The 19,898-nt window shown below is 64.2% G+C and carries 28 protein-coding genes; 10 read left to right on the top strand and 18 right to left on the bottom strand.

Translation table 11 applies throughout. From position 1 onward, the window contains the following. Window positions 1-87: 87 nt before the first annotated feature. Window positions 88-1,074, bottom strand: a complete 987-nt coding sequence (gene cobS, locus QO014_RS07940) for a cobaltochelatase subunit CobS (RefSeq protein WP_266348144.1) — start codon at window positions 1,072-1,074, stop codon at window positions 88-90. A gap of 92 nt (window positions 1,075-1,166) precedes the next feature. Further along, window positions 1,167-1,790, bottom strand: a complete 624-nt coding sequence (locus QO014_RS07935; protein WP_266348143.1) for a J domain-containing protein — start codon at window positions 1,788-1,790, stop codon at window positions 1,167-1,169. A 69-nt stretch (window positions 1,791-1,859) separates the two neighbouring features. Here QO014_RS07935 and QO014_RS07930 point away from each other — a divergent pair, with 69 nt between their 5' ends. Then, entirely contained in the window at window positions 1,860-2,123 is a 264-nt protein-coding gene (locus QO014_RS07930) for a BolA family protein (RefSeq protein WP_266348142.1), read from the top strand. A 17-nt stretch (window positions 2,124-2,140) separates the two neighbouring features. On the opposite strand, the gene QO014_RS07925 is transcribed toward QO014_RS07930, so the two are convergent. From QO014_RS07925 to QO014_RS07915, 3 genes are all read right to left on the bottom strand, one after another. Beyond that, on the bottom strand, window positions 2,141-2,836 hold the full coding sequence (locus tag QO014_RS07925) for a Crp/Fnr family transcriptional regulator (protein ID WP_266348141.1): 696 nt from the start codon (window positions 2,834-2,836) through the stop codon (window positions 2,141-2,143). A gap of 178 nt (window positions 2,837-3,014) precedes the next feature. Beyond that, on the bottom strand, window positions 3,015-4,145 hold the full coding sequence (gene aroB / locus QO014_RS07920) for a 3-dehydroquinate synthase (RefSeq protein ID WP_266348140.1): 1,131 nt from the start codon (window positions 4,143-4,145) through the stop codon (window positions 3,015-3,017). Then, window positions 4,142-4,744: a shikimate kinase gene (locus QO014_RS07915; RefSeq protein WP_266348139.1), complete on the bottom strand. Its 603-nt coding sequence runs from the start codon at window positions 4,742-4,744 to the stop codon at window positions 4,142-4,144. Before QO014_RS07915 ends, aroB begins: the two co-directional genes overlap by 4 nt. Window positions 4,745-4,886: 142 nt before the next feature. Here QO014_RS07915 and QO014_RS07910 point away from each other — a divergent pair, with 142 nt between their 5' ends. Together QO014_RS07910 and xerD are read left to right on the top strand one after the other, a co-directional pair. Next, window positions 4,887-5,033 carry a hypothetical protein gene (locus tag QO014_RS07910; RefSeq protein WP_266348138.1) on the top strand — a complete coding sequence of 49 codons (147 nt, stop codon included), beginning with the start codon at window positions 4,887-4,889 and terminating at the stop codon, window positions 5,031-5,033. 2 nt (window positions 5,034-5,035) lie between these two features. Beyond that, window positions 5,036-6,007: a site-specific tyrosine recombinase XerD gene (gene xerD, locus QO014_RS07905; protein ID WP_266348137.1), complete on the top strand. Its 972-nt coding sequence runs from the start codon at window positions 5,036-5,038 to the stop codon at window positions 6,005-6,007. A gap of 28 nt (window positions 6,008-6,035) precedes the next feature. Here xerD and QO014_RS07900 read toward each other — a convergent pair whose 3' ends face one another. The 10 genes from QO014_RS07900 to pdxY all read right to left on the bottom strand — a co-directional run bounded on the left by QO014_RS07900 (window position 6,036) and on the right by pdxY (window position 14,580). After that, window positions 6,036-6,215: a hypothetical protein gene (locus QO014_RS07900; protein ID WP_266348136.1), complete on the bottom strand. Its 180-nt coding sequence runs from the start codon at window positions 6,213-6,215 to the stop codon at window positions 6,036-6,038. 307 nt (window positions 6,216-6,522) lie between these two features. Beyond that, window positions 6,523-7,308, bottom strand: a complete 786-nt coding sequence (locus tag QO014_RS07895) for a sugar isomerase domain-containing protein (protein ID WP_266348135.1) — start codon at window positions 7,306-7,308, stop codon at window positions 6,523-6,525. A gap of 35 nt (window positions 7,309-7,343) precedes the next feature. After that, window positions 7,344-8,087, bottom strand: a complete 744-nt coding sequence (locus QO014_RS07890) for a GntR family transcriptional regulator (protein WP_266348134.1) — start codon at window positions 8,085-8,087, stop codon at window positions 7,344-7,346. Then, window positions 8,084-8,989: an ROK family protein gene (locus QO014_RS07885; protein ID WP_266348133.1), complete on the bottom strand. Its 906-nt coding sequence runs from the start codon at window positions 8,987-8,989 to the stop codon at window positions 8,084-8,086. The genes QO014_RS07890 and QO014_RS07885 overlap by 4 nt, the downstream gene beginning before the upstream one ends. After that, entirely contained in the window at window positions 8,986-9,852 is an 867-nt protein-coding gene (locus QO014_RS07880; RefSeq protein ID WP_266348132.1) for a carbohydrate ABC transporter permease, read from the bottom strand. The genes QO014_RS07885 and QO014_RS07880 overlap by 4 nt, the downstream gene beginning before the upstream one ends. Then, window positions 9,849-10,736: a carbohydrate ABC transporter permease gene (locus QO014_RS07875; RefSeq protein WP_266348131.1), complete on the bottom strand. Its 888-nt coding sequence runs from the start codon at window positions 10,734-10,736 to the stop codon at window positions 9,849-9,851. Before QO014_RS07875 ends, QO014_RS07880 begins: the two co-directional genes overlap by 4 nt. Window positions 10,737-10,895: 159 nt before the next feature. Beyond that, the gene (locus QO014_RS07870; protein WP_266348130.1) at window positions 10,896-12,191 is read right to left on the bottom strand and encodes an ABC transporter substrate-binding protein; all 1,296 of its coding nucleotides are present in this window, start codon (window positions 12,189-12,191) and stop codon (window positions 10,896-10,898) included. A 279-nt stretch (window positions 12,192-12,470) separates the two neighbouring features. Further along, the gene (locus QO014_RS07865) at window positions 12,471-12,887 is read right to left on the bottom strand and encodes a DUF3830 family protein (protein ID WP_266348129.1); all 417 of its coding nucleotides are present in this window, start codon (window positions 12,885-12,887) and stop codon (window positions 12,471-12,473) included. A gap of 110 nt (window positions 12,888-12,997) precedes the next feature. Further along, a complete protein-coding gene (locus tag QO014_RS07860) occupies window positions 12,998-13,720 on the bottom strand; it encodes a DUF429 domain-containing protein (RefSeq protein ID WP_266348128.1) in 723 nt (240 codons plus the stop codon). Next, on the bottom strand, window positions 13,717-14,580 hold the full coding sequence (gene pdxY / locus QO014_RS07855; RefSeq protein WP_266348127.1) for a pyridoxal kinase: 864 nt from the start codon (window positions 14,578-14,580) through the stop codon (window positions 13,717-13,719). The genes QO014_RS07860 and pdxY overlap by 4 nt, the downstream gene beginning before the upstream one ends. A gap of 109 nt (window positions 14,581-14,689) precedes the next feature. On the opposite strand from pdxY, the gene QO014_RS07850 reads away from it, so the two are divergent. From QO014_RS07850 to QO014_RS07825, 6 genes are all read left to right on the top strand, one after another. Further along, window positions 14,690-15,577: an HpcH/HpaI aldolase/citrate lyase family protein gene (locus QO014_RS07850; RefSeq protein ID WP_266348126.1), complete on the top strand. Its 888-nt coding sequence runs from the start codon at window positions 14,690-14,692 to the stop codon at window positions 15,575-15,577. Between the two features lie 385 nt (window positions 15,578-15,962). Next, complete coding sequence (locus QO014_RS07845; RefSeq protein ID WP_266348125.1) at window positions 15,963-16,238, top strand: DUF1344 domain-containing protein; 276 nt, start codon at window positions 15,963-15,965, stop codon at window positions 16,236-16,238. A 73-nt stretch (window positions 16,239-16,311) separates the two neighbouring features. Continuing rightward, a complete protein-coding gene (locus tag QO014_RS07840; protein ID WP_266348124.1) occupies window positions 16,312-16,587 on the top strand; it encodes a DUF1344 domain-containing protein in 276 nt (91 codons plus the stop codon). A 78-nt stretch (window positions 16,588-16,665) separates the two neighbouring features. Beyond that, window positions 16,666-16,941, top strand: a complete 276-nt coding sequence (locus QO014_RS07835; protein WP_266348123.1) for a DUF1344 domain-containing protein — start codon at window positions 16,666-16,668, stop codon at window positions 16,939-16,941. 90 nt (window positions 16,942-17,031) lie between these two features. Continuing rightward, complete coding sequence (locus QO014_RS07830; protein ID WP_266348122.1) at window positions 17,032-17,307, top strand: DUF1344 domain-containing protein; 276 nt, start codon at window positions 17,032-17,034, stop codon at window positions 17,305-17,307. Between the two features lie 90 nt (window positions 17,308-17,397). Further along, complete coding sequence (locus QO014_RS07825) at window positions 17,398-17,673, top strand: hypothetical protein (protein ID WP_266348121.1); 276 nt, start codon at window positions 17,398-17,400, stop codon at window positions 17,671-17,673. 81 nt (window positions 17,674-17,754) lie between these two features. On the opposite strand, the gene leuD is transcribed toward QO014_RS07825, so the two are convergent. The 3 genes from leuD to QO014_RS07810 form a co-directional block, all read right to left on the bottom strand. Beyond that, on the bottom strand, window positions 17,755-18,360 hold the full coding sequence (gene leuD, locus QO014_RS07820; RefSeq protein WP_266348120.1) for a 3-isopropylmalate dehydratase small subunit: 606 nt from the start codon (window positions 18,358-18,360) through the stop codon (window positions 17,755-17,757). 85 nt (window positions 18,361-18,445) lie between these two features. Then, entirely contained in the window at window positions 18,446-18,862 is a 417-nt protein-coding gene (locus QO014_RS07815; protein WP_266348119.1) for a metallopeptidase family protein, read from the bottom strand. Window positions 18,863-18,864: 2 nt separating this feature from the next. Continuing rightward, window positions 18,865-19,344 carry a GNAT family N-acetyltransferase gene (locus QO014_RS07810; RefSeq protein WP_266348118.1) on the bottom strand — a complete coding sequence of 160 codons (480 nt, stop codon included), beginning with the start codon at window positions 19,342-19,344 and terminating at the stop codon, window positions 18,865-18,867. A gap of 239 nt (window positions 19,345-19,583) precedes the next feature. Here QO014_RS07810 and QO014_RS07805 point away from each other — a divergent pair, with 239 nt between their 5' ends. Then, entirely contained in the window at window positions 19,584-19,856 is a 273-nt protein-coding gene (locus tag QO014_RS07805) for a hypothetical protein (RefSeq protein ID WP_266348117.1), read from the top strand. The last annotated feature ends 42 nt before the right edge of the window (window positions 19,857-19,898 follow it).

Here is a 19,898-nt window from a genome sequence, read left to right as displayed (position 1 = left end):
AGGGCCGGAAGGGGTGTCGCCGGCTGTCGTGCCGCGCGATCACCCGTCCTGGAGTCCTCGCCCATTGGCGATGGGCTCCGGCTCGTCTCAGCTCAACACGACATTCGCTGCCGATTCCGTCAGCTCTTCGCCAAAGGCGCGCTGGTAGAACTCGGCCACCAATGCCCGCTCAAGTTCGTCGCACTTGTTCAGGAACGTGACGCGGAACGCAAAGCCGATATCGCCGAAGATCTCGGCGTTCTCGGCCCAGGTGATGACGGTGCGCGGGCTCATGACGGTCGACAGATCGCCATTGATGAAGGCCGAGCGGGTCATGTCGGCGAGGCGGACCATGCGGCCGACCAGCGCCTTGCCCTTCGGATCGGCAAAATGCTTCGCCTTCGAGACGACGATGTTCACCTCGTTGTCGTGCGGCAGGTAGTTCAGCGTCGTCACGATCGACCAGCGGTCCATCTGGGCCTGATTGATCTGCTGCGTGCCGTGATAGAGGCCCGACGTGTCGCCGAGGCCTACCGTGTTGGCCGTGGCGAACAGGCGGAAGGCCGGGTGCGGCCGGATGACGCGGTTCTGGTCGAGCAGTGTCAGGCGGCCCGACGATTCCAGCACGCGCTGGATCACGAACATCACGTCCGGGCGGCCGGCATCATATTCGTCGAAAACGAGCGCGACATTGTGCTGGTAGGCCCAGGGCAAAATACCGTCGCGGAATTCCGTGACCTGCAGTCCGTCCTTGATGACGATGGCATCCTTGCCGATCAGGTCGATACGGCTGATATGGCTGTCGAGATTGACGCGGATGCACGGCCAGTTGAGGCGTGCCGCGACCTGCTCGATATGGGTCGACTTGCCCGTGCCGTGATAGCCGGTGACCATGACGCGGCGGTTGCGCGCGAAGCCGGCGAGAATGGCGAGCGTGGTCGCCCGGTCGAACAGGTAATCCGCATCCGCATCCGGAACGTGCTCGTTCGGGGCGGAATAGGCGGGCACCTGAAGGTCGCTGTCGATGCCGAACACCTCGCGGACCGAGATCGTCGTATCGGGAAGGGCGGTCGTGTCGGTCGTCTTATCAGTCATATCTGCTCCGTGGCGTCCGACGGACGCTTTCGGTCGGTTCCAAGGCGGGGAGGCCGGTTTCGCGCGCAGGCGAACGGGTCTGAAATGCCGTTCTAGCAGAAGCCGGCGGCTTTGAGATAGTTGTATGCCTGAATGATTTCTCGAAGCCGGTCTTCCGAGCCGCGGTCGCCGCCATTGGCATCGGGATGGTAGAGCTTCACCAGCATTTTGTAGCGCGCCTTGATGTCCGCCGCCGCCTCGGAACCTTCCAGTTCGAGCGTGTCGAAGGACTTGCGCTCCAGCGTCTTCAGGTGGCGCTGCGGCTTTTCAGGCTCTGCCTGCTTCGGCCCATAGCCGGGCCCGAACATGTCGAAGGGATCGCGTATGCCGCCGGTCCAGTCGCGCGCCGCATGGGTCTTGACGCGTTCACGCTGCTCGCCGGCGCTGTTGACGCCCATCGTCCAGGTCGGGCGATGGCCGGTCAGCGAATCCTTCTGGTAGGCGGCTATGTCGTCGTCGCCCATGCCGGAAAAGTAGTTGTACGACTTATTGTACAACTTGACGTGGTCGATGCAGAAATGGTGGTACTGACCTTCGCGATTGCGGCCCTTCGGCGCCTTGTGCGTGCCCGGCCGATCGCATCCCGCCCAGCCGCAAGGCGGGTTGGTCTCCTTCAGGACCGGGTCCTCCGCCGGGCGGATCCTGATCCGATCGAAGAGTTTTGAATCGAGCTTCATGATGCGATTATGGTAGCCAGCCCCCTCACGGACAAGGCGAAGTTTCGCCCCCAGTGAAAGAGGTTGGGAATGAATACGAAGGAACGGATTGCGGCGGTGCTGGAAGCAGCGCTGTCGCCAGAGAGCCTAGATGTGATCGACGAGTCGCATTTGCACAAGGGCCATCAGGGTGCCCGCCCGGGGGGCGAGACACATTACCGCGTCAGGATCACCGCCGAGGCCTTTCGGGGCAAGAGCCGCGTGGACATGCACCGGACCATCAACGCTCTGCTGAAGGATGAGCTCGCGGCAGGCGTGCACGCGCTCGCGATCGAAGCCCGGGCTCCGGGCTAGCGGCGCCTCCTGCGGCCTCAGGCCGGCCTGGCCTCGGCCACGATCTGGCGGTTCGAGGCGACCAGCTTGCGCGCCAGCGCGTTGCCGATGACCTGGTGAATGGCGGCCGAGACCTTGGGATCGGCAGCGCAGGCCTCGGAGAGCTTGAGGCTGTCGAGCGCGATCACCGAAAGCTGCTCCGACGCCCTGACGGTCGCCGTGGCGGGAATGCCGGTCAGGAACGAGACTTCGCCGACGAATTCGCCGGGGTTGATGCGCCCAACCTCGACGCCCGCCACTTCGGCGACCGCGTGCCCCGCCGCGACGAGATAGACGAACTCCACCGGCTTGCCCTGCTCGGTCAGCAGCGCACCGGGCGTCAGGTCGAAGGCCTCGCCGAGCTTCATCAGCTCGACCAGGTTTTCGTCGTCCAGTTCGCCGATGCTCTGCTTCAGCAGGTAGCCGCCGCTCGCGCTTCCGAGGATCCGCCGGGCGTTCAGCAGCGTGATGAGGCGGTAGAGGTTGATCAGGATGATGATCACATCCCAGATCATGCCGGTGTAGAGATAGCTGCTCGACATCGCGAAATAGACGATCTCGAAAGCGAGCGAGACGATGACGAAAATCCTGAGCCAGAAGATGTTGGTCAGGAAGAACGAGATCGCGAACAGAATATAGGAGATGTTGGCGGGCAGATCGTACCAGCCGCCAAAAGTTTCGAGCACGTCAAACACGGGCCACCTCCATCGGGGCCCGACGGAGATCACGTCGCCCGTCCTCGCATCCTCTCGCCCCCACTGCCAAGTCTAGGCATGATGAAGGCCGGCCGGCAATGGCACTGCAGGATCAAAGGCGGTTCTGGCGTCGCCGCTCTGCTGTTTGCGCCCGTTCTTTCGCCGCGCGAGCGAAAGCTCAGGCTTCGAGCTTCTCCTGGAGGAAGCTGCGGACGGCGTCGGGCGGCACATCCTTCGCGATGAAGGCCTGGCCGATGCCACGTGTCAGAATGAAGGTGAGTGTTCCACGGGAAACTTTCTTGTCCTGCGCGATCAGCTTCATCAGCCCATCGGCGTCCGGCAGGTCGCCCGCTATGTCGCCAATCGTCGTCGGCAGGCCGACCGCCTTCAAATGGCGCACGACACGCTCGCCATCATCGGGGGAGCATAGGTTCATGCGCGCGGAAAACTGATGCGCCAGCGCCATGCCGATCGCCACGCCCTCGCCATGGACGAGGCGCTGCGAATAACCCGTCGCCGCCTCCAGCGCATGGCCGAAGGTGTGGCCGAGATTGAGCAGAGCGCGCTCGCCGGTCTCGTGCTCGTCGGCGGCGACGACCTTGGCCTTGGCGCGACAGCTGGTCGCGACGGCATATTCGCGCTCCGGCCCGCCGGAGAAGATGCCGGCCCAGTTCGCTTCCAGCCATGCGAAGAAGTCGGGATCGTCGATCAGCCCGTATTTGGCGACCTCGGCATAGCCGGCGCGAAACTCGCGCGGGGAGAGCGTGTCGAGCACGCCGGTATCGGCGATGACGAGGTCGGGTTGGTGGAAAGCGCCAACGAGGTTCTTGCCCTCCGGCGTGTTGATGCCCGTCTTGCCGCCGACGGAGGAATCGACCTGCGCCAGCAGCGACGTCGGCACCTGGACGAAGCGCATGCCGCGCCGGACGATCGCGCTGGCAAAGCCGGAGAGATCGCCGATGACGCCACCGCCGAGGGCGATGACGATGTCGCCGCGTTCGAGCCGGGCGGCCAGTACGGCGCGCACCACCTGCTCCAGCGTCGCAAAGTTCTTCGATCCCTCGCCCGGCGGCACGATGACCGGCACATGATCGATGCCCGCCTCGGCAAGGCTCGCGGACAGCGTCGGCAGATGCAGCCGGCCGACATTCTCGTCGGTCACGATCGCGGCGCGTACCTTCGGCAGCCGCTCCGCGACCAGCTTGCCGCCCGCCGCGAGAAGCCCCCGGCCGATGACGATGTCATAGGCCCGCTCGCCCAGTTCGACGCGAACGGTCGTCACATCGGGTGTGGTCGCGGCGGTGTTCATTGCGGGTTCCTTCGTGCGGCCTCTTCCTCGGTCAGGAAGGCGTCTATGGCGCGTATGGTTTCGTCGGCGACGACGTCATGGGCAACATCGCGCGACAGGATATGGATATCGGCCTTCGCATAGACCGGATAGCGCTGGTCCATCAGGCCACGCATGGTGGCCTCGGGATCGGCCGTCTGGAGCAATGGCCGGTTGGAGCGCTTGCGGACACGCGCCATCAGAATGTCGAGGTCTGCGCGCAGCCAGATCGAGATGGCGCCGGCGGCGATCGCCTCGCGCGTCTCCTCGCTCATGAAGGCACCGCCGCCCGTCGCCAGCACCTTTGGACGGCCATCCAGCAGGCGGCGGATCACGCGCCGCTCACCGTCGCGGAAATAGGCCTCGCCATGCTTTGCGAAGATCTCGGGAATCGTCGCATTGGCGGCTTTTTCAATTTCCGCGTCGGCGTCGATGAAGGGCAGTTGCAGCTTGGCCGCGAGGCGCTTGCCGACTGATGTCTTGCCGGCGCCCATCAGCCCGACCAGCACGATGGTGCGCGTGCCCAGTCGGTCGACCAGGGCCGTGTCGGCAGGCTTCGCCTCATCAGAGCTGTCGTCCATCTTTCCGTCCGCCCGTGCGCTCGCGCCGTGCAGGAAGAAGCGGAGGCGGGCGACGCTGTCAAGCCGAAGCGCATGCGCTTGCCACGACACGGCTGCCATGGGCATAAGTTTCTGCCTGAAATGACGAAAAGGCTGCCCCCGTATGCCGACCCTCTCGCGCTTCATCCTGGCGCTGATCGTGATCGCTGCAGTGGCCTATGGCGTCGTTTTCGCGCTCGCAACCTTCGTGGAGCCGACACAGCGGGAGATTACGGTCCGCGTCCCGACGGATAGGCTGCTGCAGGAATGAAGATGAGCGTGACACGAAAGAGCAGGCCGGCACTTGCCGGGCTGCACCATCTCGAGGCCTTTCTGGAAATGATGAGCGCCGAGCGCGGCGCCTCGCCCAATACGCTCATTTCCTATCGCCGCGACCTCGAGGACTATGCGGGCTATCTCGCCTCGAATGCGTCGGATTTCGAGAAGGCCGGCATCGGCGAAATTCGCGGCTACATGATCGATCTCGAGACGCGGGGCTTTGCGGCATCGTCGGCGGCACGGCGCCTTTCGGCGCTTCGCCAACTGCATCGCTTCCTGTTTACCGAGGGCGTGCGGACGGACGATCCCTCGGGCATTGTCGAGGGCCCGAAGAAGAAGGCGCCCTTGCCGAAGATCCTGTCCGAGGCGGAGGTCGATCGCCTGCTGGGGACCGCGGAGGCGGCGATCCTCACCGCCAAGACGCCGATCGCGGCCCTGCGCGCGGCGCGGCTCGCGGCGCTGCTCGAGACCCTCTATGCCTCCGGCATGCGGGTCTCGGAACTCGTCGCATTACCGGCCTCGGCGGCCCGGGCCGATCTGCGCTTCATCACGGTGCGCGGCAAGGGCGGCAAGGAGCGGATCGTCCCGCTCACCGAGCGCGCGCGCGACGCGATCAGCCGCTATGTCGCGCTCCGCCGCGAGCATGAAGGCAAGGCGCCGAGCAGCCAATGGCTGTTTCCATCCTTCGGCGAGACGGGCACGCTCACCCGCCAGGCCTTTGCGCGCGATTTGAAGGATCTCGCGGCGGCCGCGCAAATTCCGTCGAAGCGTGTCTCGCCGCATGTGCTGCGCCACGCTTTTGCGAGTCATCTGCTGCAGAACGGCGCCGATCTCAGGATCGTGCAGCAATTGCTGGGTCATGCCGACATCTCGACGACCCAGATCTATACCCATGTGCTGGAAGAGCGGCTTCGGGCGCTGGTCGCCGAGCATCACCCGTTGGCCAAGGATCCCGTCGACGGTTGATGGGTCCGGTCGTTCACCGGACTAAACGTCAGAGCCAGGACCAGTAGGCGAGCGTCCAGACGACATCCGAGGTCTCGTCGCTGTCGTCGTCGGCCGGTCTTTCGCGTTTCGGCTGGCGGCGGGCCTTTTCGGCCGCAAGGGAAGCGAGAGGCGTTTCGGCGCGCCGCAGCACGGGTTGATCGCAGACAAAATCGTAGGCGAAGGTCATGTTCGTCTCCTATCGTCCAGGTCCCCACAATGTTGCATTCAAGGCCGCTTGCGCGGCCGCCGCCGTCCTCCATCCTCATGGTCGCGGGCCTGAAACCGCGTGCCGAAGGCGAGCATTCCCCAACGGGCGGGCGCTGTCAACAAACCCGACTGGCTCGATCGTGTATCCCGCAATGCGGGTTCGAATGGTTGCGCTGCGATCTTTCCCCGGATTCACAGGGAGAGCGAGTTCGCTTGGGGAATGCTGTGCCCAAGAAAAAAGCCGCGGAGTGGGCCCCGCGGCTTAAATTCGTCAGTCGGGGCGTGGATCAGCCCTTCATGGTGTCCTGGAAGGTCTTCAGGTGCTTCTGCTGGGCTTCCAGCATCTTCTCGCGATAGATGCCATAGATGATGTCGGTGTCGTGCAGCGTGACGCCCTCGATGGTCGGCGACGCGAAAACCGGCAGCTCGACGCCCTTCTTCGACAGCGCATCGGCGGTCCGCGCGATCAGCTCATGCGTCAGGATCATCGCGAGCACCGTCGACGAACCCGAGACCGGACGGCTCCAGCCCTCGATCGGGACGATCGCGTCCTCGACCGGCGAGTTCGTGTCGATCACGATGTCGGCCGCATCCTTCAGCCGCTTGCCGGAGGAGTGCTTGGCGGGCTTGTCGTTCGCCTTGGAGGTGATCGCCACGACGAAGAGGCCGCGCTTCTTGGCATAGATCGCCGTCTCGATGCCGGCGGAATTGGTGCCGGAATGCGAGTAGATGATGATCGAATCGCCGGGATTGAGCGGCTGGTGGTCGAGGAACTTGTCGATGTAGTTTTCGGTCCGCTCCAGCCAGAGCAGTTCGCGCACGCCGCCGGCGCCGAGCACGTTGTGCCACATGACACGCGGGTCGGTCAGCGGGTTGAAGCCGACATAGGAACCATAGCGCGGGAAGGCCTCCTGGGTGGGCAGCACCGAATGGCCCGAACCGAAGAGATGGATCAGCCCGCCCTTGGCCAGCGTCTCGGAGAACTTCGCGGCCGCCTCGGTCAGGTTGGAATCATTGGCCGAACCGGCCTTTTCGATCAGCTTGATCAGCCGGTGCAGGTAGAAATCGGACATTGCAGTCTCCTTGGGGGTAATGGGAGGGGATCGGGTCAGACGCGCAGCGTGGAGCGGATCTCGTAGCGATCGCCGCGCATGATCGAATGGGTGAATTCATAGGGGCCGCGTGGATCGACGGTGACGCGCTCGACCACGAAGGCGGCGCTGCCGGGGGCTACGCCGAGAAGGGCTGCGTCGACGGCGTCGACGGCGCCGACACGATAGGTCTCGGTCGCTTCGGTCGGCTGGATGCCGTAGAGCCGGTCGAGCCGATCATAGAGAGAGCCCTTGGAAAGGTCCTCGTCGATCAGTCCCGGCACCCGGTCGAGTCGCAGATGGGCCGCCTGCACGCCGATCGGCGCGTCATTGCCGAGGCGGAGACGGCGGATTCGCAGGACCGGCTCGCCTTCCTCGATCTCGAGCGCGGCGGACGTCATCGCATCGGCGGGGATGATCTCCTGCGAAAGCAATGTGGAGCCGACCACGAGCCCGAGCGCGGCCATTTCCTCGGTGAAGCTCGTCAACCCACGCAGGCCGGCGACGACGGTCGCGCTCCTGACGAAGGTGCCGCGTCCATGCTCGCGCCGGAGCAGGCCCAGCGATTCGAGGTTTCGCAGCGCGTGGCGCACGGTGATGCGGCTGACGCCGAGCAGTTCGCAGAGCCGATCCTCGGCCGGAATACGGGTGCCTGCCGGCCATTCGCCCGCCTCGATGCGGGCACGAATGGCGCGCTCCGCCTGATGCCAGAGCGGTTCGGGGCGGCGGCGGTCGAGCGAAACAATCGGATCGCTGCTCATCTTATTCTCCACCATTGCGGTCCATGCCCCGCAGCCACTGCGGCGCCGACAAGGCCTGCGCGCGGGCCGAACAGGCCGGGTCGGATGCTGATTGTCCTCAGATGCGGCGGGACATGCCGTCGAAGGGATTCGAGGAGCGGCGGTCCGAGGACGTCGATCGTCTCGGATACGCCGCCGGCGAGGAGGATCGCCTGCGGGTCGAGCAGCGCCACGGCGCCGGCGAGCGCCGTGCCCAGCGCGGTTCCGGCCGCATCGATCGCTGCTCTTGCCGTAGCGTCACCGGATCGCGCCGCATCGATGAGTGCGGCGCCATTGGCGAGACCCACCGCTTCGGCGCGCGCATCGAGCGCGCGGCCGGCTGCCTGGCGCTCGAGCCAACCGGAACGGTCGCCCCCGCGATCCGTCACATCGGCGACGGCCCAGCCGAACGAACAGGCGCCGCCATGCGCGCCGCGCACGATCCGGCCCCCGGCGAGCACCGACGAGCCGATGCCGGTGCCAATCGCAAGCAGGATCGCGTCGTCGAGCCCCTGGGCGGCGCCGACGGTTGCTTCCGCCAGCAGTGCGATCTGCGCGTCGTTGCCGGCAGCGACGGGCGCCCCCGCGGGCCTCAACAGACCGGCGAGGTCGATGCCGTCGAGATACGGCAAATTCGGCACCCAGCGCGAAACCGTGCCTTCGACAAGCCCCGGTATGGTGATTCCGATGCCGGCGAGCGGGCCCGACGCCGTATGCGCAGCGATGATCTCGATGACCTTGTCGCGGAGTGCGGCTGCGCTATCGGGCGCCGGCCATCGTCCGATGCTTTCCAGCGCGGTCGGATATTCGATCGGCGCGAAGGCGGCGCGCAGGCTGGTGCCGCCAAGATCGAGCGCCAGGACGTGAGGCTGGTTGTTGCTCATTGTCCGGTCATCCCGGAAGCGGTGATGGTGCGGACAAAGAAGCGCTGGAGGAAGACGAAGAGGATCAGCGGCGGCAGGACGGCGAGCGTCGCGCCAGCCATGACGAGGTTCGTGTTCACGGCCGAGCGGTTATAGGAGAGCAGGCGGGAGAGGCTGATCACGATCGGGTAGTTGTCGGAATTGCCCTGCAGGACCGTGAGCGGCCAGAGATAGCTGTTCCAGTGATAGACGAAGGCGAAGAGCGCGAGTGCTGCGAGGGCAGGCGCGACGGCAGGCGCCACGATCTGGAACAGGATGCGCATCTCAGAGGCGCCATCGAGCCGTGCCGCCTCCAGCAGTTCGTCCGGAACTCCTGCGATGAACTGGCGCATCAGGAAGATGCCGAAGGCATTGGCGAGGTTCGGCAGGATGACGCCGACGAGGCTGGCATTGAGGCCGAGCGAACCCACCAGGCGATAGAGCGGAATCAGCGTCACGATGGGCGGCAGGAACATGGTCGCGATGGTGATCGCGAAAAGCGCGTCGCGGCCGCGGAACCTGTATTTCGAAAACGCATAGCCCGCCATCAGGCTGGTGACCAATATGCCGAAGGTGGTCACGCCGGCGATCAATGCCGAATTGGCGAAGGAGCGTCCGACATTGATCAGTTCCGCGACCTTGGAATAGGCGTCGAGCGATGGCGTCGCCGGTATCCAGACGGGGGGCGTCTGCATTGCCTCGGCCGGCGTCTTCAGGCTCGACAACACCATCCAGGCCAGCGGAAAGGCCGAGGCGACGGCAATGCCGATCATCAGGAGATAGAGCAGGGCCTTCCAGGCGGGCGAGGCGGCGCCGGGGGCGATCGTGATGTCGCGGGCGCTCATCGCTGCGGCTCCCTGCGGGCAAGGGCGAAGACCGCCGTGACGGTGACGACGAGGGCAAGCAGCAGCGTCACGGACATGGCCGATCCGAGACCACCCTGCGCACGCTCGATGCCAACGCGGCGGATATAATAGGTCATGACGTTGGTGGAGCCGACGGGCCCGCCCTGTGTGATCAGAGCGACCGGCTCGAACACCTGGACGGCGTTGATGAGCGCGATCACGGCCGAGAAGAGCAGCGTGCGCCTGAGGAGCGGCAGCGTGATGAAGCCGAACAGATTGAGGCCCCGCGCGCCGTCGATCCGCGCCGCGTCATAGAGCGAGGGTGGGATCTGGGTCAGGCCGGCAATGATGAGGATCGTGAAATAGCCGACCTGTTGCCAGACATTGAGCAGCACAACGGAAACGAGGGCGGTGTCGGGCGAGGAGAGCCAGGGCTGCGGACCGATGCCGACCCAGCCGAGCATCTGGTTGAACGGACCTTCCGACGGCGAATAGAGCTTGGAGAAGACCAGCGCCACCGCGATCATCGGCACCATATAGGTCGCGAACAGGATCGTGCGCAGGATATTGGCGCCGCGCAATTGCGCCTGGTGGATCAGCATGCCGAACAGGATGGAGAGCGGCAGGATCAACGCGATCGAGAGCAGCGCATAGAGCGCGGTATTGATCAGGGCGCCCTTGAAGTCACGCCCGACCGAGCTCGATCCGAAGATCTCGGCGAAATTGTCGAGGCCGATGAAGGTCGCGGTCGAGAACGGTGTCTGCGACGACCATTTCGTGAAGGCGAGCGCGACCGTCAGCGCCATGGGCACGAGGATGAAGACCGCAATCAGCCCGATGCCCGGCGCGAGCATGGTGAAGGTCCATTTTCTGATGCCGGTCATTCGCTGCGACTTACGCGTTGCATGGGGTTTGAATTCGCGAGACGTCTTCGAGGAAGGTTTGAAAGGGCGGGCTGCTTCTCATCCCCGGGATTGCACCGGGGATGAGAAAGGAGCGTGACGGAACGGGCCGCAGCGAGCCGCGGCCAGCTTGCGCGGCGGTTACTTGGCCGCCTTCTCCAGGATCGCGGCCGCATCGGCCTGCGCTGCTGCCGCTGCTTCCGCCGCCGTCTCCTTGCCGAACTGCACGGCTTCGATATGGCCCTGCAGCGCTTCCGTGAATTCCTGTCCGCCGAGGACGGTCGGGAAGGGATGAGCCTGCGAGAGCACGTCGACATAGCCGGCGAGGAACGGTGTCTTCAGCCGCTCGGCGAAGGCTGCGACATCGGAGGTGCGCGACGGCAGGATGCCCATGGACTGGAGCAGGTCACCCATCGCGGAGGCGCCATTTGCGCCGGAATTAGGACCGTTGAACCAGGCGAGGAAATCCCAGGCGGCCTTCTTCTCGGCGTCGGATGCACCTTCCGAGACGACGGTCATCCAGGAGTAGGAGATTGAGTGCGGTCCGTCGCCCTTGGGGCCGACCGGGATCGGCGCAGTGGCGATGTCGGCGAAGCGTTCGCCCATGCCGGCCTTCAGCGCCGATTCCCACCAGTTCGCCATGATGATCATGCCGGTCTTGCCGGACACGAAATTGTCGAGGAACGGGCCCGTCGTGTTGGCGTCGGCCGTGCCCATGGTTGCAACCGAGGCGCCGGACTTGATCAGCTTCTCGTAGAGGTCGAAGGTCTCCTTGGCGTTTTCGCTGTCGAGCGCCGGCTTTCCGTCCACGACCAGCGAGCCGCCATTCGAGGCGAGCAGCGAGGCAAAGGGATGGACCACGCCCGCGGCCCATGAGTTGATCATGCCGAAGCCCTGCTGACCCTTGTCCTTGTTGGTCAGCTTCTCGGCGGCGGCGAAGAACTCGTCCCAGGTCTTCGGCGCTGCCGTGATCCCGGCTTCCTCGAAGAGCTTCTTGTTGTAGTTGAGCGCGTAGACGTCGATCTCGTTCGGATAGCCATAGACCGTGCCGCCGACGCTCGCCGCCGTGGCGACGCCCTTCGGCCAGTTGGTCGTGACGTCGGTGCTGTTGGCTTCCGGGGCCGCGTTGACGAGCTTGTCGCGGGCGAGCTCGGGCAGCCAGAGGTCATAGATGCCGGTGATCGTCGGGCCGCCGGCCTGGCCGGCCTGCGAGCGGAGCGTGGTCAGGAGGTCGCCGAACGGTACGGCCCGAACCTCGATCTTCACACCGGCATGATCCTTCGAATAGGTCGCGGCGGCAGCCTCGAGCTTGGCGACCGTCTCCGGCGGCCAATGCGTCAGGAACGAGACGGTAACGTCCTCCGCCCAGGCGAGGCCCGTCGAGAGCGCTGCAATGGCCGAGCCGAGAAACAAGCCCATAAATGGTCTGATGGTCACGGAACCCCTCCGTTCTATGTCGGCGATCCATCGATCAATGGTCGCTTATTCATTATGACGTAAGGACGTTATAATGACTTTTTCGACGAGGCAAGGCCAGCTTGGGCGAATTATCGGCAGGTCGACGGCAATGGTGTCGAGAGCGGCCGCGCTGGCGAGAGCGCCCTTAAGGCGAAAGCGCGGGAAAGCGCCGAGCGCCGGGGGTGCGACGGCGCCATCGATCGTGGCGGCTTCTGGATGGGCCGGCGCGCTATCGCGCCGGCTCGTCGCAGCGTGAGATTATTCGGCCAGTTCGAACAGGATGTCCTGCGCGCCCTGCCAGAGCGTCATCTTGCCGAGCGCGACAAGGTTTTCGCGGCCTTCGGTGATGGTCAGGAAATGGTTGCCGGCGAGCTGGCCAACCTTGCTCGCGAAATCGACGCCGCCATAGGCGAGCAGGATCTCGGTCTCGCTGATGCCGCCGGGATAAAGGATGAATTCGCCCGGCGCCGGGTGGCTGGTGTGGTTTTCATAGGAAAGGCCGAGATCGAGATCGCCGAGCGGGATCCAGCAGCCCTCGCCGCTCCAGCGAACATGGATGATCTTTTCCTTGTAGGGCAGCAGGCTCTTGAACACGGCGACCGTCTTCGGCGCGGCTTCCTCTTCGAGCTTGCCGTAGAATGTGAAGGGGCCGGCAGTGATTTTCAGCTTGGTCATCGCGGTTCGCAGGTCCTGTCTTTCCGGGTTGATGCGTTGGGCGGGATACACTGTCCCAGTGCCCAATCTCTGCGGGGCGCGCGCCGCGCGGTCAAGTCATGCGCCGGGTTTCACGCCCAGATCGCCATGCGCAGGCCGCGGCCGTCGCGCTGGGGTTCCCGCGGGAAGGGTTCGGCGAGGCCGGAAGCGATGCGTCGGGCGATCAGCGCATTGGCGGCGGCGTCCAGCAGATCGTCGGCCCCCGCGCCGCGCGGTGCACGGGCGAGAAAGCCGGCATCAAAGCCGTGACGCACCAGGATCGCGCGCCGCTCGTCGAGTCCGGCTGGATCGGGGCGGCCCTTGACCTTCTTGGGAAGGGCAAGCGCGTGATCGTCATTCAGTCGCCAGAAGGCGAGCTCGGGATGAACCTCATAGATTCGCGACTCGGCTGCCGGCGTCATCAGCGCGTCGATCTCGCGCATTTTCGGGAAGAGGTGATAACACTGCTTGGCCACCATGCGCGGCGGGGTCGAGGTCGCGGCGGCGACATCGCAGGCCGCGCGATAATCCTCGGTGAAGACAGCCGCGCGCGAGGGAACCGCGAAGACGGAGGATTGCCGGCCGCCGAGAAGAGGGCGGACGCGTTGTTCGGGTCCACGGCCTGTCGGGCCGATGCTGTCGGGCAGGCCGATCGGCATATCGACCGCGATGATGGCGGTGTCTTCGTCCATCACGGCCTTGAAGCTTGTGGCGATCGCCACTGTGGGGTCGAGCGGGCCCTCGGCCGCAATGGCAACCACGATCCATCCGCTGGGGCAGCCGTCGACGCCGGCGAGGCGGCCCGCGCTGGTCATTGCTCGCGCAATGCGATGTGGGCTTGGGGAGCAACCAGACTTTCCTGGCAGGTTGCGAGTGGCAGTTCATCGGTGCCGAGGCGAAGCGCGGCGCCCAGCATCTCGAATACCGAGGCCGTCGCGAGCTGCAGCGCCTCGCCATCGGTTGCGCCTTCGAGCAACCGGCCCAGCAGCAAGCCCGCGAACAGGTCGCCCGTGCCATTGGCGACACGGCCCTCGATGCGAGGATGGCTCGCAATGATCGTCCGGGCCTGCCCGACCAGCAATGTCTCTGTATCGCCTTGATCACTACGCGCCGATGTCACGACGACGCGAGCGGGGCTGAGCGTTCCCGCGAGCGCGACGACATCGCTCATCGAATCCGTCGGTACGCTGGCGAGGAAATTGAGTTCCGTCAGATTGGGCGTCGCAATATCGGCCCGCGCGGCCAGCTCGTCCCTGATCGCCACGGCCGTCGGCTCCGGTACGTAGAGCCGTCCGGCGTCGCCCATTACGGGGTCGCATATATAAAGTGCGTCTGGCCGCTTCGCCTTGACGGCGTCGATCAACCGCGCGACCTCGGCTGCCTGCCAGGAAGCGCCCATATAGCCTGAGAGAATGCCGCCGATCTCGCCGAGCCAAGGTGCGCGAATGAGATCGTCGATCAGCGTCACGAAAGCTGCCCGATCGGGCACGATCCGGCCAGCCGGTCCGTGTCCGGGATGCCAGGGCAATGTCACGGTCTGGACGGCCCAGACGGGGAAGCCGAGCCTTTCGAGCGCAAAGATCGCGCCGCGTCCGCCGATGGCGCCGCGAACGACCGTGCTCGATATGACCAGCACTGCGGGCCGCGGCGCTCGTTCGGTGGTGGTCCCCGTCATGTCCTGGCTCGCTCCGGCATAAGGATGAGGGCGGAAACTAGCCGATTCGCTTTCGAACCGCCCCGCCCATCGTTATGGTCGAGCCAATGCCTTTGATCATGACAAGCCGATGACCCAGATCCGTCCGCGCCGTACGGCGCTCTATGTGCCGGGATCGAACCAGCGCGCCCTCGACAAGGCCGGCACGCTCGGTGCCGACGTCCTCATTCTCGATCTGGAAGACGCCGTGGCGCCGACAGAGAAGGATGATGCGCGGAGGCGAGTCGTCGAGGCGGCTGTCGGCTTCAGGATGTCGGGCTTTCGCGGTGAAGTCGTAATCCGCTGCAATGGACTCGATTCGCCATGGGGCCATGCGGATCTTGCCGCGATAGTGAAGGCGGCGCCGGATGCCGTTCTGATCCCCAAGGTGTCCCTCGCGGCCGACATAGAGCGGGTTCGGGCAGTCCTGCGTGCCACCGATGCCCCTCGTCTGCCGATCTGGGCGATGATCGAGACGCCGCGTGCCGTGCTCGATCCCTTGGCGATCGCGCTATCGGCGGACGAGCATTGGCCGCTGGCCGCGCTGGTGCTTGGCCTCAATGATCTCGCTCGTGAGACGCGGGCACGACAGGTGGCGGGCCGTGCACCGATGATGGCCTGGATGATGGCGGCCCTGGCCGCTGCCCGGGTGGCCGGCCTCGATATATTGGATGGCGTCTTCAACGCTATCGCTGACCATGAGGGCTTCGTGTCCGAATGCGCCGCCGCACGGGATTGTGGGTTCGACGGCAAGACCGTCATCCATCCCTCCCAGATTGCCTCCTGCAACGCAGCATTCTCGCCCGATGCCACGGAGCTGGCCCTTGCGAAGCGGATCGCCTCGGTTTTCGACCTGCCGGAGCATGCAGGGCAGGGCGTGGTGATGGTGGATGGGCGCATGGTCGAGCGCCTTCATGCCGAAATGGCCCGCCGGACGCTCGCGATCGCTGCTGCGATCACGCATCGCAGCGCCGGCTGAGCATTCAGCTCACGGCGCGGCGACTCGTTATCGCAGTGCGCTCGCGATCTTGTCATGGGGCCGCTGAAAATATGCAAAGCTTATCATGAGCTTCGCTATTTTCGTTGAACAGCTATGCATGGAATAGTGAACAATAGCGCCCCGTTTGGATTTTTCGTTCCTATAAGTCCGCATAATCTGGAACGCTGTATCCGAATAATTCGGTCTCAAGAAAAAATCGTCCAAAGGGGCAGTTCAAGGCCTGCTTGGATGACATTTGCGTGATTTGTTTCGCCGGCAAGCTACCCCCAAATCAGCGTCACCAGCGACGGACACACCGGCTAGCCAAAACCTCCGGCCAACGCCCGCCACGGTGTTTGAAACTGAAAAGAACGGGACTTGCATCATGCGCAATTTCATCTTCGCTGCGGCTTCGGTCGCTTTTCTCGCCTCGGGCGCTTCGGCTTTTGCCGCACAGCAGACTGAAGGCACCGTCCAGAGCGTCAACCCTGCCAATGGCACGCTGACCCTGCAGTCGGGCGAGAGCTTCAAGTTCGCCAATGGCGCCCAGCTCTACGGCATCCTGCCGGGCCAGACCATCGGCGTCACCTATAATGGCAACCAGGGTGTCGGTGCCTTCAATCCCCACCCGGCCAATTCCGACAGCGATGTGAGCTTCTGATCGGCTGACCGATCGCTCGCTCGGCCCGCCGCCGGTCGGCGGGCCACCCCATACAGATAATAAGGACTTCATCATGCGCAATCTCATGATCGCCGCGGCTTCGGTCGCTTTCCTCGCCTCGGCTGGTGCAGCTGTTGCTGCTGAGCAGACGATCGGCACCGCCGTCTCGGTCAATCCGGCCTCCGGCACGCTGACGCTGCAGAACGGCCAGACCTATCAGTTCGCCAATGGCGCCCAGCTCTACGGCATCCTGCCGGGCCAGGTCGTCGGCGTAACGGCGAATGGCAACCAGGGCGTGGGCGCGTTCAACCCGAACCGTGCCGCCTCGGACAACAACGACAGCAACTAATCCACGGGCGAAAGCTCGGAACAACAAATGGCCTGCCGCCCGGCGGCAGATCCATCAGCAAGAACAAGGACAAAAACTATGCGCAATCTCATGATCGCTGCGGCCTCGGTCGCCTTCCTCGCTTCGGCTGGTGCGGCGTTTGCCGCTGACCAGGTCGAGGGCACGGTTCAGAGCGTCAACCCCGCTTCGGGCACGCTGACCCTTCAGTCGGGTGAGAGCTTCAAGTTCGCCAATGGCGCGCAGCTCTACGGCATCCTGCCGGGCCAGACGGTGGGTGTGACCCATAACGGCGCCGAAGGCGTCGGTGCCTTCAACCCGCATCCGGAAAGCTCGGATAACGGCAGCCAGTTCTAAGCGAAACGTCGAACACGGATCTGTTCGAACCCAGGGGGCCGGTGTTCGCCGCATGACGGCGGGCCGGTCGCCCAAGACAGGATATTCACTATGCGCAATTTCATGATCGCTGCGGCTTCGGTCGCCTTCCTCGCTTCGGCTGGTGCGGCGTTTGCCGCTGACCAGGTCGAGGGCACGGTTCAGAGCGTCAACCCGGCTTCGGGCACGCTGACCCTTCAGTCGGGTGAGAGCTTCAAGTTCGCCAATGGCGCACAGCTCTACGGCATCCTGCCGGGCCAGACGGTGGGCGTGACCCATAACGGCGCCGAAGGCGTCGGTGCCTTCAACCCGCATCCGGAAAGCTCGGATAACGGCGGCCAGTTCTAAGCGAAACGTCGAACACGGATCTGTTCGAACCCAGGGGACCGGTGTTCGCCGCATGACGGCGGGCCGGTCACCCAAGACAGGATATTCACTATGCGCAATTTCATGATCGCTGCGGCTTCGGTCGCTTTCCTCGCCTCTGCCGGCTCGGCGCTCGCCGCTGAGCAGACGATCGGCACCGCCGTCTCGGTCAACCCGGCCGCTGGCACGCTGACGCTGCAGAACGGCCAGACCTACCAGTTCGCCAATGGCGCCCAGCTTTACGGCATTCTGCCGGGCCAGGTCGTCGGCGTAACGGCGAATGGTAACCAGGGCGTGGGCGCGTTCAACCCGAACCGTGCCGCCTCGGACAATAACGACAGCAACTAGTCAGTTTGCTGTTGCCCAATGAAAACGGCGCCCGGAGATGATCCGGGCGCCGTTTTCGCATGTCATAACGAATGAGGCGGCTCAGGCCCAGGGACGTTCGGTGGCGAGCGTCTCTTCGAAGGTCGCGATCGACGGCGCCTTGACCAAGGTCAGGCCGATCTCGTCGAGGCCGTTCAGGAGCTTTTCCTTCTTGGCCGGGTCGATTTCGAAATGCACGATGCCGCCATCGGGGCCATGGATCTCCTGCGAGGCCAGGTCGACCGTCAGCGTCGAGTTGGAGCCGCGATCGGCGTCGTCGAAGAGCTTGTCGAGATCTTCCTTCGAAACGCGAATGGGCAAAATGCCGTTGTTGAAGCAGTTATTGTAGAAGATGTCGGCGAAGGACGTGGAGATCACGCAGCGGATCCCATAATCGAGCAACGCCCAGGGCGCATGCTCGCGCGACGAGCCGCAGCCGAAATTGTCGCCGGCAACAATGATCGAGGCATGCCTGTAGGCCGGCTTGTTCAGCACGAAATCGGCGTTCTCGCTGCCATCGTCATTATAGCGCATCTCGGCGAAGAGGCCCTTGCCAAGGCCGGTGCGCTTGATCGTCTTCAGATAGTCCTTCGGAATGATCATGTCGGTGTCGATATTGATGAACGGCAGCGGGGCCGCGACACCGGTGAGCGTGGTGAATTTTTCCATTGCCATCATTCCTGGAACTAGCGGTTGGACAGGGCTAAATGCGCCGAAAACTGGCCTGGGTCAAGGGTTTCGAGGTTGCAGCACCCTAGCCGGCCGCATCCTCGATCTCCTCCATGTCGTCGTCTGAAAGGCCGAAATGGTGGCCGATTTCGTGGATGAGGACATGGCTCACGATCGCTTCGAGCGTTTCGTCGTGTTCGGCCCAATAATCGAGGATCGGGCGACGATAGAGCCAGATCCGATTGGGCATGACGCCGGTATATTCGACCGCCGGCGCATGAGCCATGCCGACACCGTGAAAGAGCCCGAGCAGGTCGAATTCGGTTTCGGCGCCGAGGTCGTCGAGCACCTCCGGCGTGGGGAAATCGTCAACGCGCAGTTCCACGTCGCCGGCGAGTTTCCGAAACTCCTCGGGCAGGGTGTCGAGCGCGACACGGCCGAGCGCTTCGATATCGTCGAGCGATGGCGCCTTGAGCGCTCCGATCTTCAGCGATGTGGCCATGATCAGACCGTAAGCCGCCGGCCGATATCGACCGTGAAACTCTCGATCGGCGCCCGTGGGCCGAGCGTTTCCGCGAAGTGGATCCGCTCGTCCGATCCCGACGGAACCATGCAGCGCAGCGACAGCCAGTCGCGCATCTTGCCGGTGCGGGTGAGTGAATCGACAAGGGCCCGCGCAATGCCGCGGCCGCGTGCATGATGAATGACGAAAAGGTCGTCGATCTGGCCGATTCTCCGACCACTCAGGGCGTCCGGCAGGTCATGATAGACCGCGAAGGCGACGAGTTCGCCGTCAAGTCGGGCACCCATGATCTCGGCCGTGCGGTCGCCGAGCAGTGTCTGGGCATAGAAATCATCCGGTCGCCCCGGGGCGCCGTGCTTCATGTCCTGCACGTAAGCGGCGATCAGGGGTGACAGTTCATGGGCATCGTCCGGGGTGAGGGTGACGATGTCAAAGCGTGTCCTCAGGGGAAGCGTTTCCATGGTCGCTACCATTGCTTGTCGGCAGGCCGGCAAAGCCGACTGCCGCTCGACCCTATTCCTAATTCATAGAAATGTCGCATAGCGTGCGGCGATGCAATATCGCGTTTGCGAAGACGATCAATGATCGGTTGAACGCCTGATGAACGAGGAACTCAGCCAGGGTTCAGGCGTCGTGTCCTTTGATAGCGCCCAGACGATGTGACGTTCAGCACATCGCCCTTTCAAAAGGAGACGCCAAAATGCTGAAGACCACATTAATCGCTGCAGCCACCACACTCGCTATCGCGGCCGGCTCGCTCACGGCGATGACCGGCACCGCGTCGGCGCAGCCCTATCATAACGGTCCGTACTGGCATGGCGGCGGACCCGGTGGGCCGGGATGGGGCCATCGCCCGCATCGTGTATGCAAGCCGGTCTTCCGTTCCGTGAAGGTACGCGGCTACCAAGGCTGGTACTGGAAGCGCGTGGTAGTCGGCGAGCGCTGCTTCTGGTCGAACGGCTATCGCTGGTGACCGGAAACGAAAAGGCCCGACACCACGAGGCGCCGGGCCTTT

This window comes from Kaistia dalseonensis, assembly GCF_030814715.1.
GTDB classification, from domain to species: Bacteria; Pseudomonadota; Alphaproteobacteria; order Rhizobiales; family Kaistiaceae; genus Kaistia; species Kaistia dalseonensis.
This window is presented reverse-complemented; position numbering and strand designations above follow the sequence as displayed.

Coding starts and splice junctions, on each gene's coding strand:
- cobS (WP_266348144.1), bottom strand. CDS start 1,074: ATGACTGATAAGACGACCGACACGACCGCCCTTCCCGATACGACGATC.
- QO014_RS07935 (WP_266348143.1), bottom strand. CDS start 1,790: ATGAAGCTCGATTCAAAACTCTTCGATCGGATCAGGATCCGCCCGGCG.
- QO014_RS07930 (WP_266348142.1), top strand. CDS start 1,860: ATGAATACGAAGGAACGGATTGCGGCGGTGCTGGAAGCAGCGCTGTCG.
- aroB (WP_266348140.1), bottom strand. CDS start 4,145: ATGAACACCGCCGCGACCACACCCGATGTGACGACCGTTCGCGTCGAA.
- QO014_RS07915 (WP_266348139.1), bottom strand. CDS start 4,744: ATGGACGACAGCTCTGATGAGGCGAAGCCTGCCGACACGGCCCTGGTC.
- QO014_RS07910 (WP_266348138.1), top strand. CDS start 4,887: ATGCCGACCCTCTCGCGCTTCATCCTGGCGCTGATCGTGATCGCTGCA.
- xerD (WP_266348137.1), top strand. CDS start 5,036: ATGAGCGTGACACGAAAGAGCAGGCCGGCACTTGCCGGGCTGCACCAT.
- QO014_RS07900 (WP_266348136.1), bottom strand. CDS start 6,215: ATGACCTTCGCCTACGATTTTGTCTGCGATCAACCCGTGCTGCGGCGC.
- QO014_RS07895 (WP_266348135.1), bottom strand. CDS start 7,308: ATGTCCGATTTCTACCTGCACCGGCTGATCAAGCTGATCGAAAAGGCC.
- QO014_RS07890 (WP_266348134.1), bottom strand. CDS start 8,087: ATGAGCAGCGATCCGATTGTTTCGCTCGACCGCCGCCGCCCCGAACCG.
- QO014_RS07885 (WP_266348133.1), bottom strand. CDS start 8,989: ATGAGCAACAACCAGCCTCACGTCCTGGCGCTCGATCTTGGCGGCACC.
- QO014_RS07880 (WP_266348132.1), bottom strand. CDS start 9,852: ATGAGCGCCCGCGACATCACGATCGCCCCCGGCGCCGCCTCGCCCGCC.
- QO014_RS07875 (WP_266348131.1), bottom strand. CDS start 10,736: ATGACCGGCATCAGAAAATGGACCTTCACCATGCTCGCGCCGGGCATC.
- QO014_RS07865 (WP_266348129.1), bottom strand. CDS start 12,887: ATGACCAAGCTGAAAATCACTGCCGGCCCCTTCACATTCTACGGCAAG.
- QO014_RS07860 (WP_266348128.1), bottom strand. CDS start 13,720: ATGACCAGCGCGGGCCGCCTCGCCGGCGTCGACGGCTGCCCCAGCGGA.
- pdxY (WP_266348127.1), bottom strand. CDS start 14,580: ATGACGGGGACCACCACCGAACGAGCGCCGCGGCCCGCAGTGCTGGTC.
- QO014_RS07850 (WP_266348126.1), top strand. CDS start 14,690: ATGACCCAGATCCGTCCGCGCCGTACGGCGCTCTATGTGCCGGGATCG.
- QO014_RS07845 (WP_266348125.1), top strand. CDS start 15,963: ATGCGCAATTTCATCTTCGCTGCGGCTTCGGTCGCTTTTCTCGCCTCG.
- QO014_RS07840 (WP_266348124.1), top strand. CDS start 16,312: ATGCGCAATCTCATGATCGCCGCGGCTTCGGTCGCTTTCCTCGCCTCG.
- QO014_RS07835 (WP_266348123.1), top strand. CDS start 16,666: ATGCGCAATCTCATGATCGCTGCGGCCTCGGTCGCCTTCCTCGCTTCG.
- QO014_RS07830 (WP_266348122.1), top strand. CDS start 17,032: ATGCGCAATTTCATGATCGCTGCGGCTTCGGTCGCCTTCCTCGCTTCG.
- QO014_RS07825 (WP_266348121.1), top strand. CDS start 17,398: ATGCGCAATTTCATGATCGCTGCGGCTTCGGTCGCTTTCCTCGCCTCT.
- leuD (WP_266348120.1), bottom strand. CDS start 18,360: ATGGAAAAATTCACCACGCTCACCGGTGTCGCGGCCCCGCTGCCGTTC.
- QO014_RS07815 (WP_266348119.1), bottom strand. CDS start 18,862: ATGGCCACATCGCTGAAGATCGGAGCGCTCAAGGCGCCATCGCTCGAC.
- QO014_RS07810 (WP_266348118.1), bottom strand. CDS start 19,344: ATGGAAACGCTTCCCCTGAGGACACGCTTTGACATCGTCACCCTCACC.
- QO014_RS07805 (WP_266348117.1), top strand. CDS start 19,584: ATGCTGAAGACCACATTAATCGCTGCAGCCACCACACTCGCTATCGCG.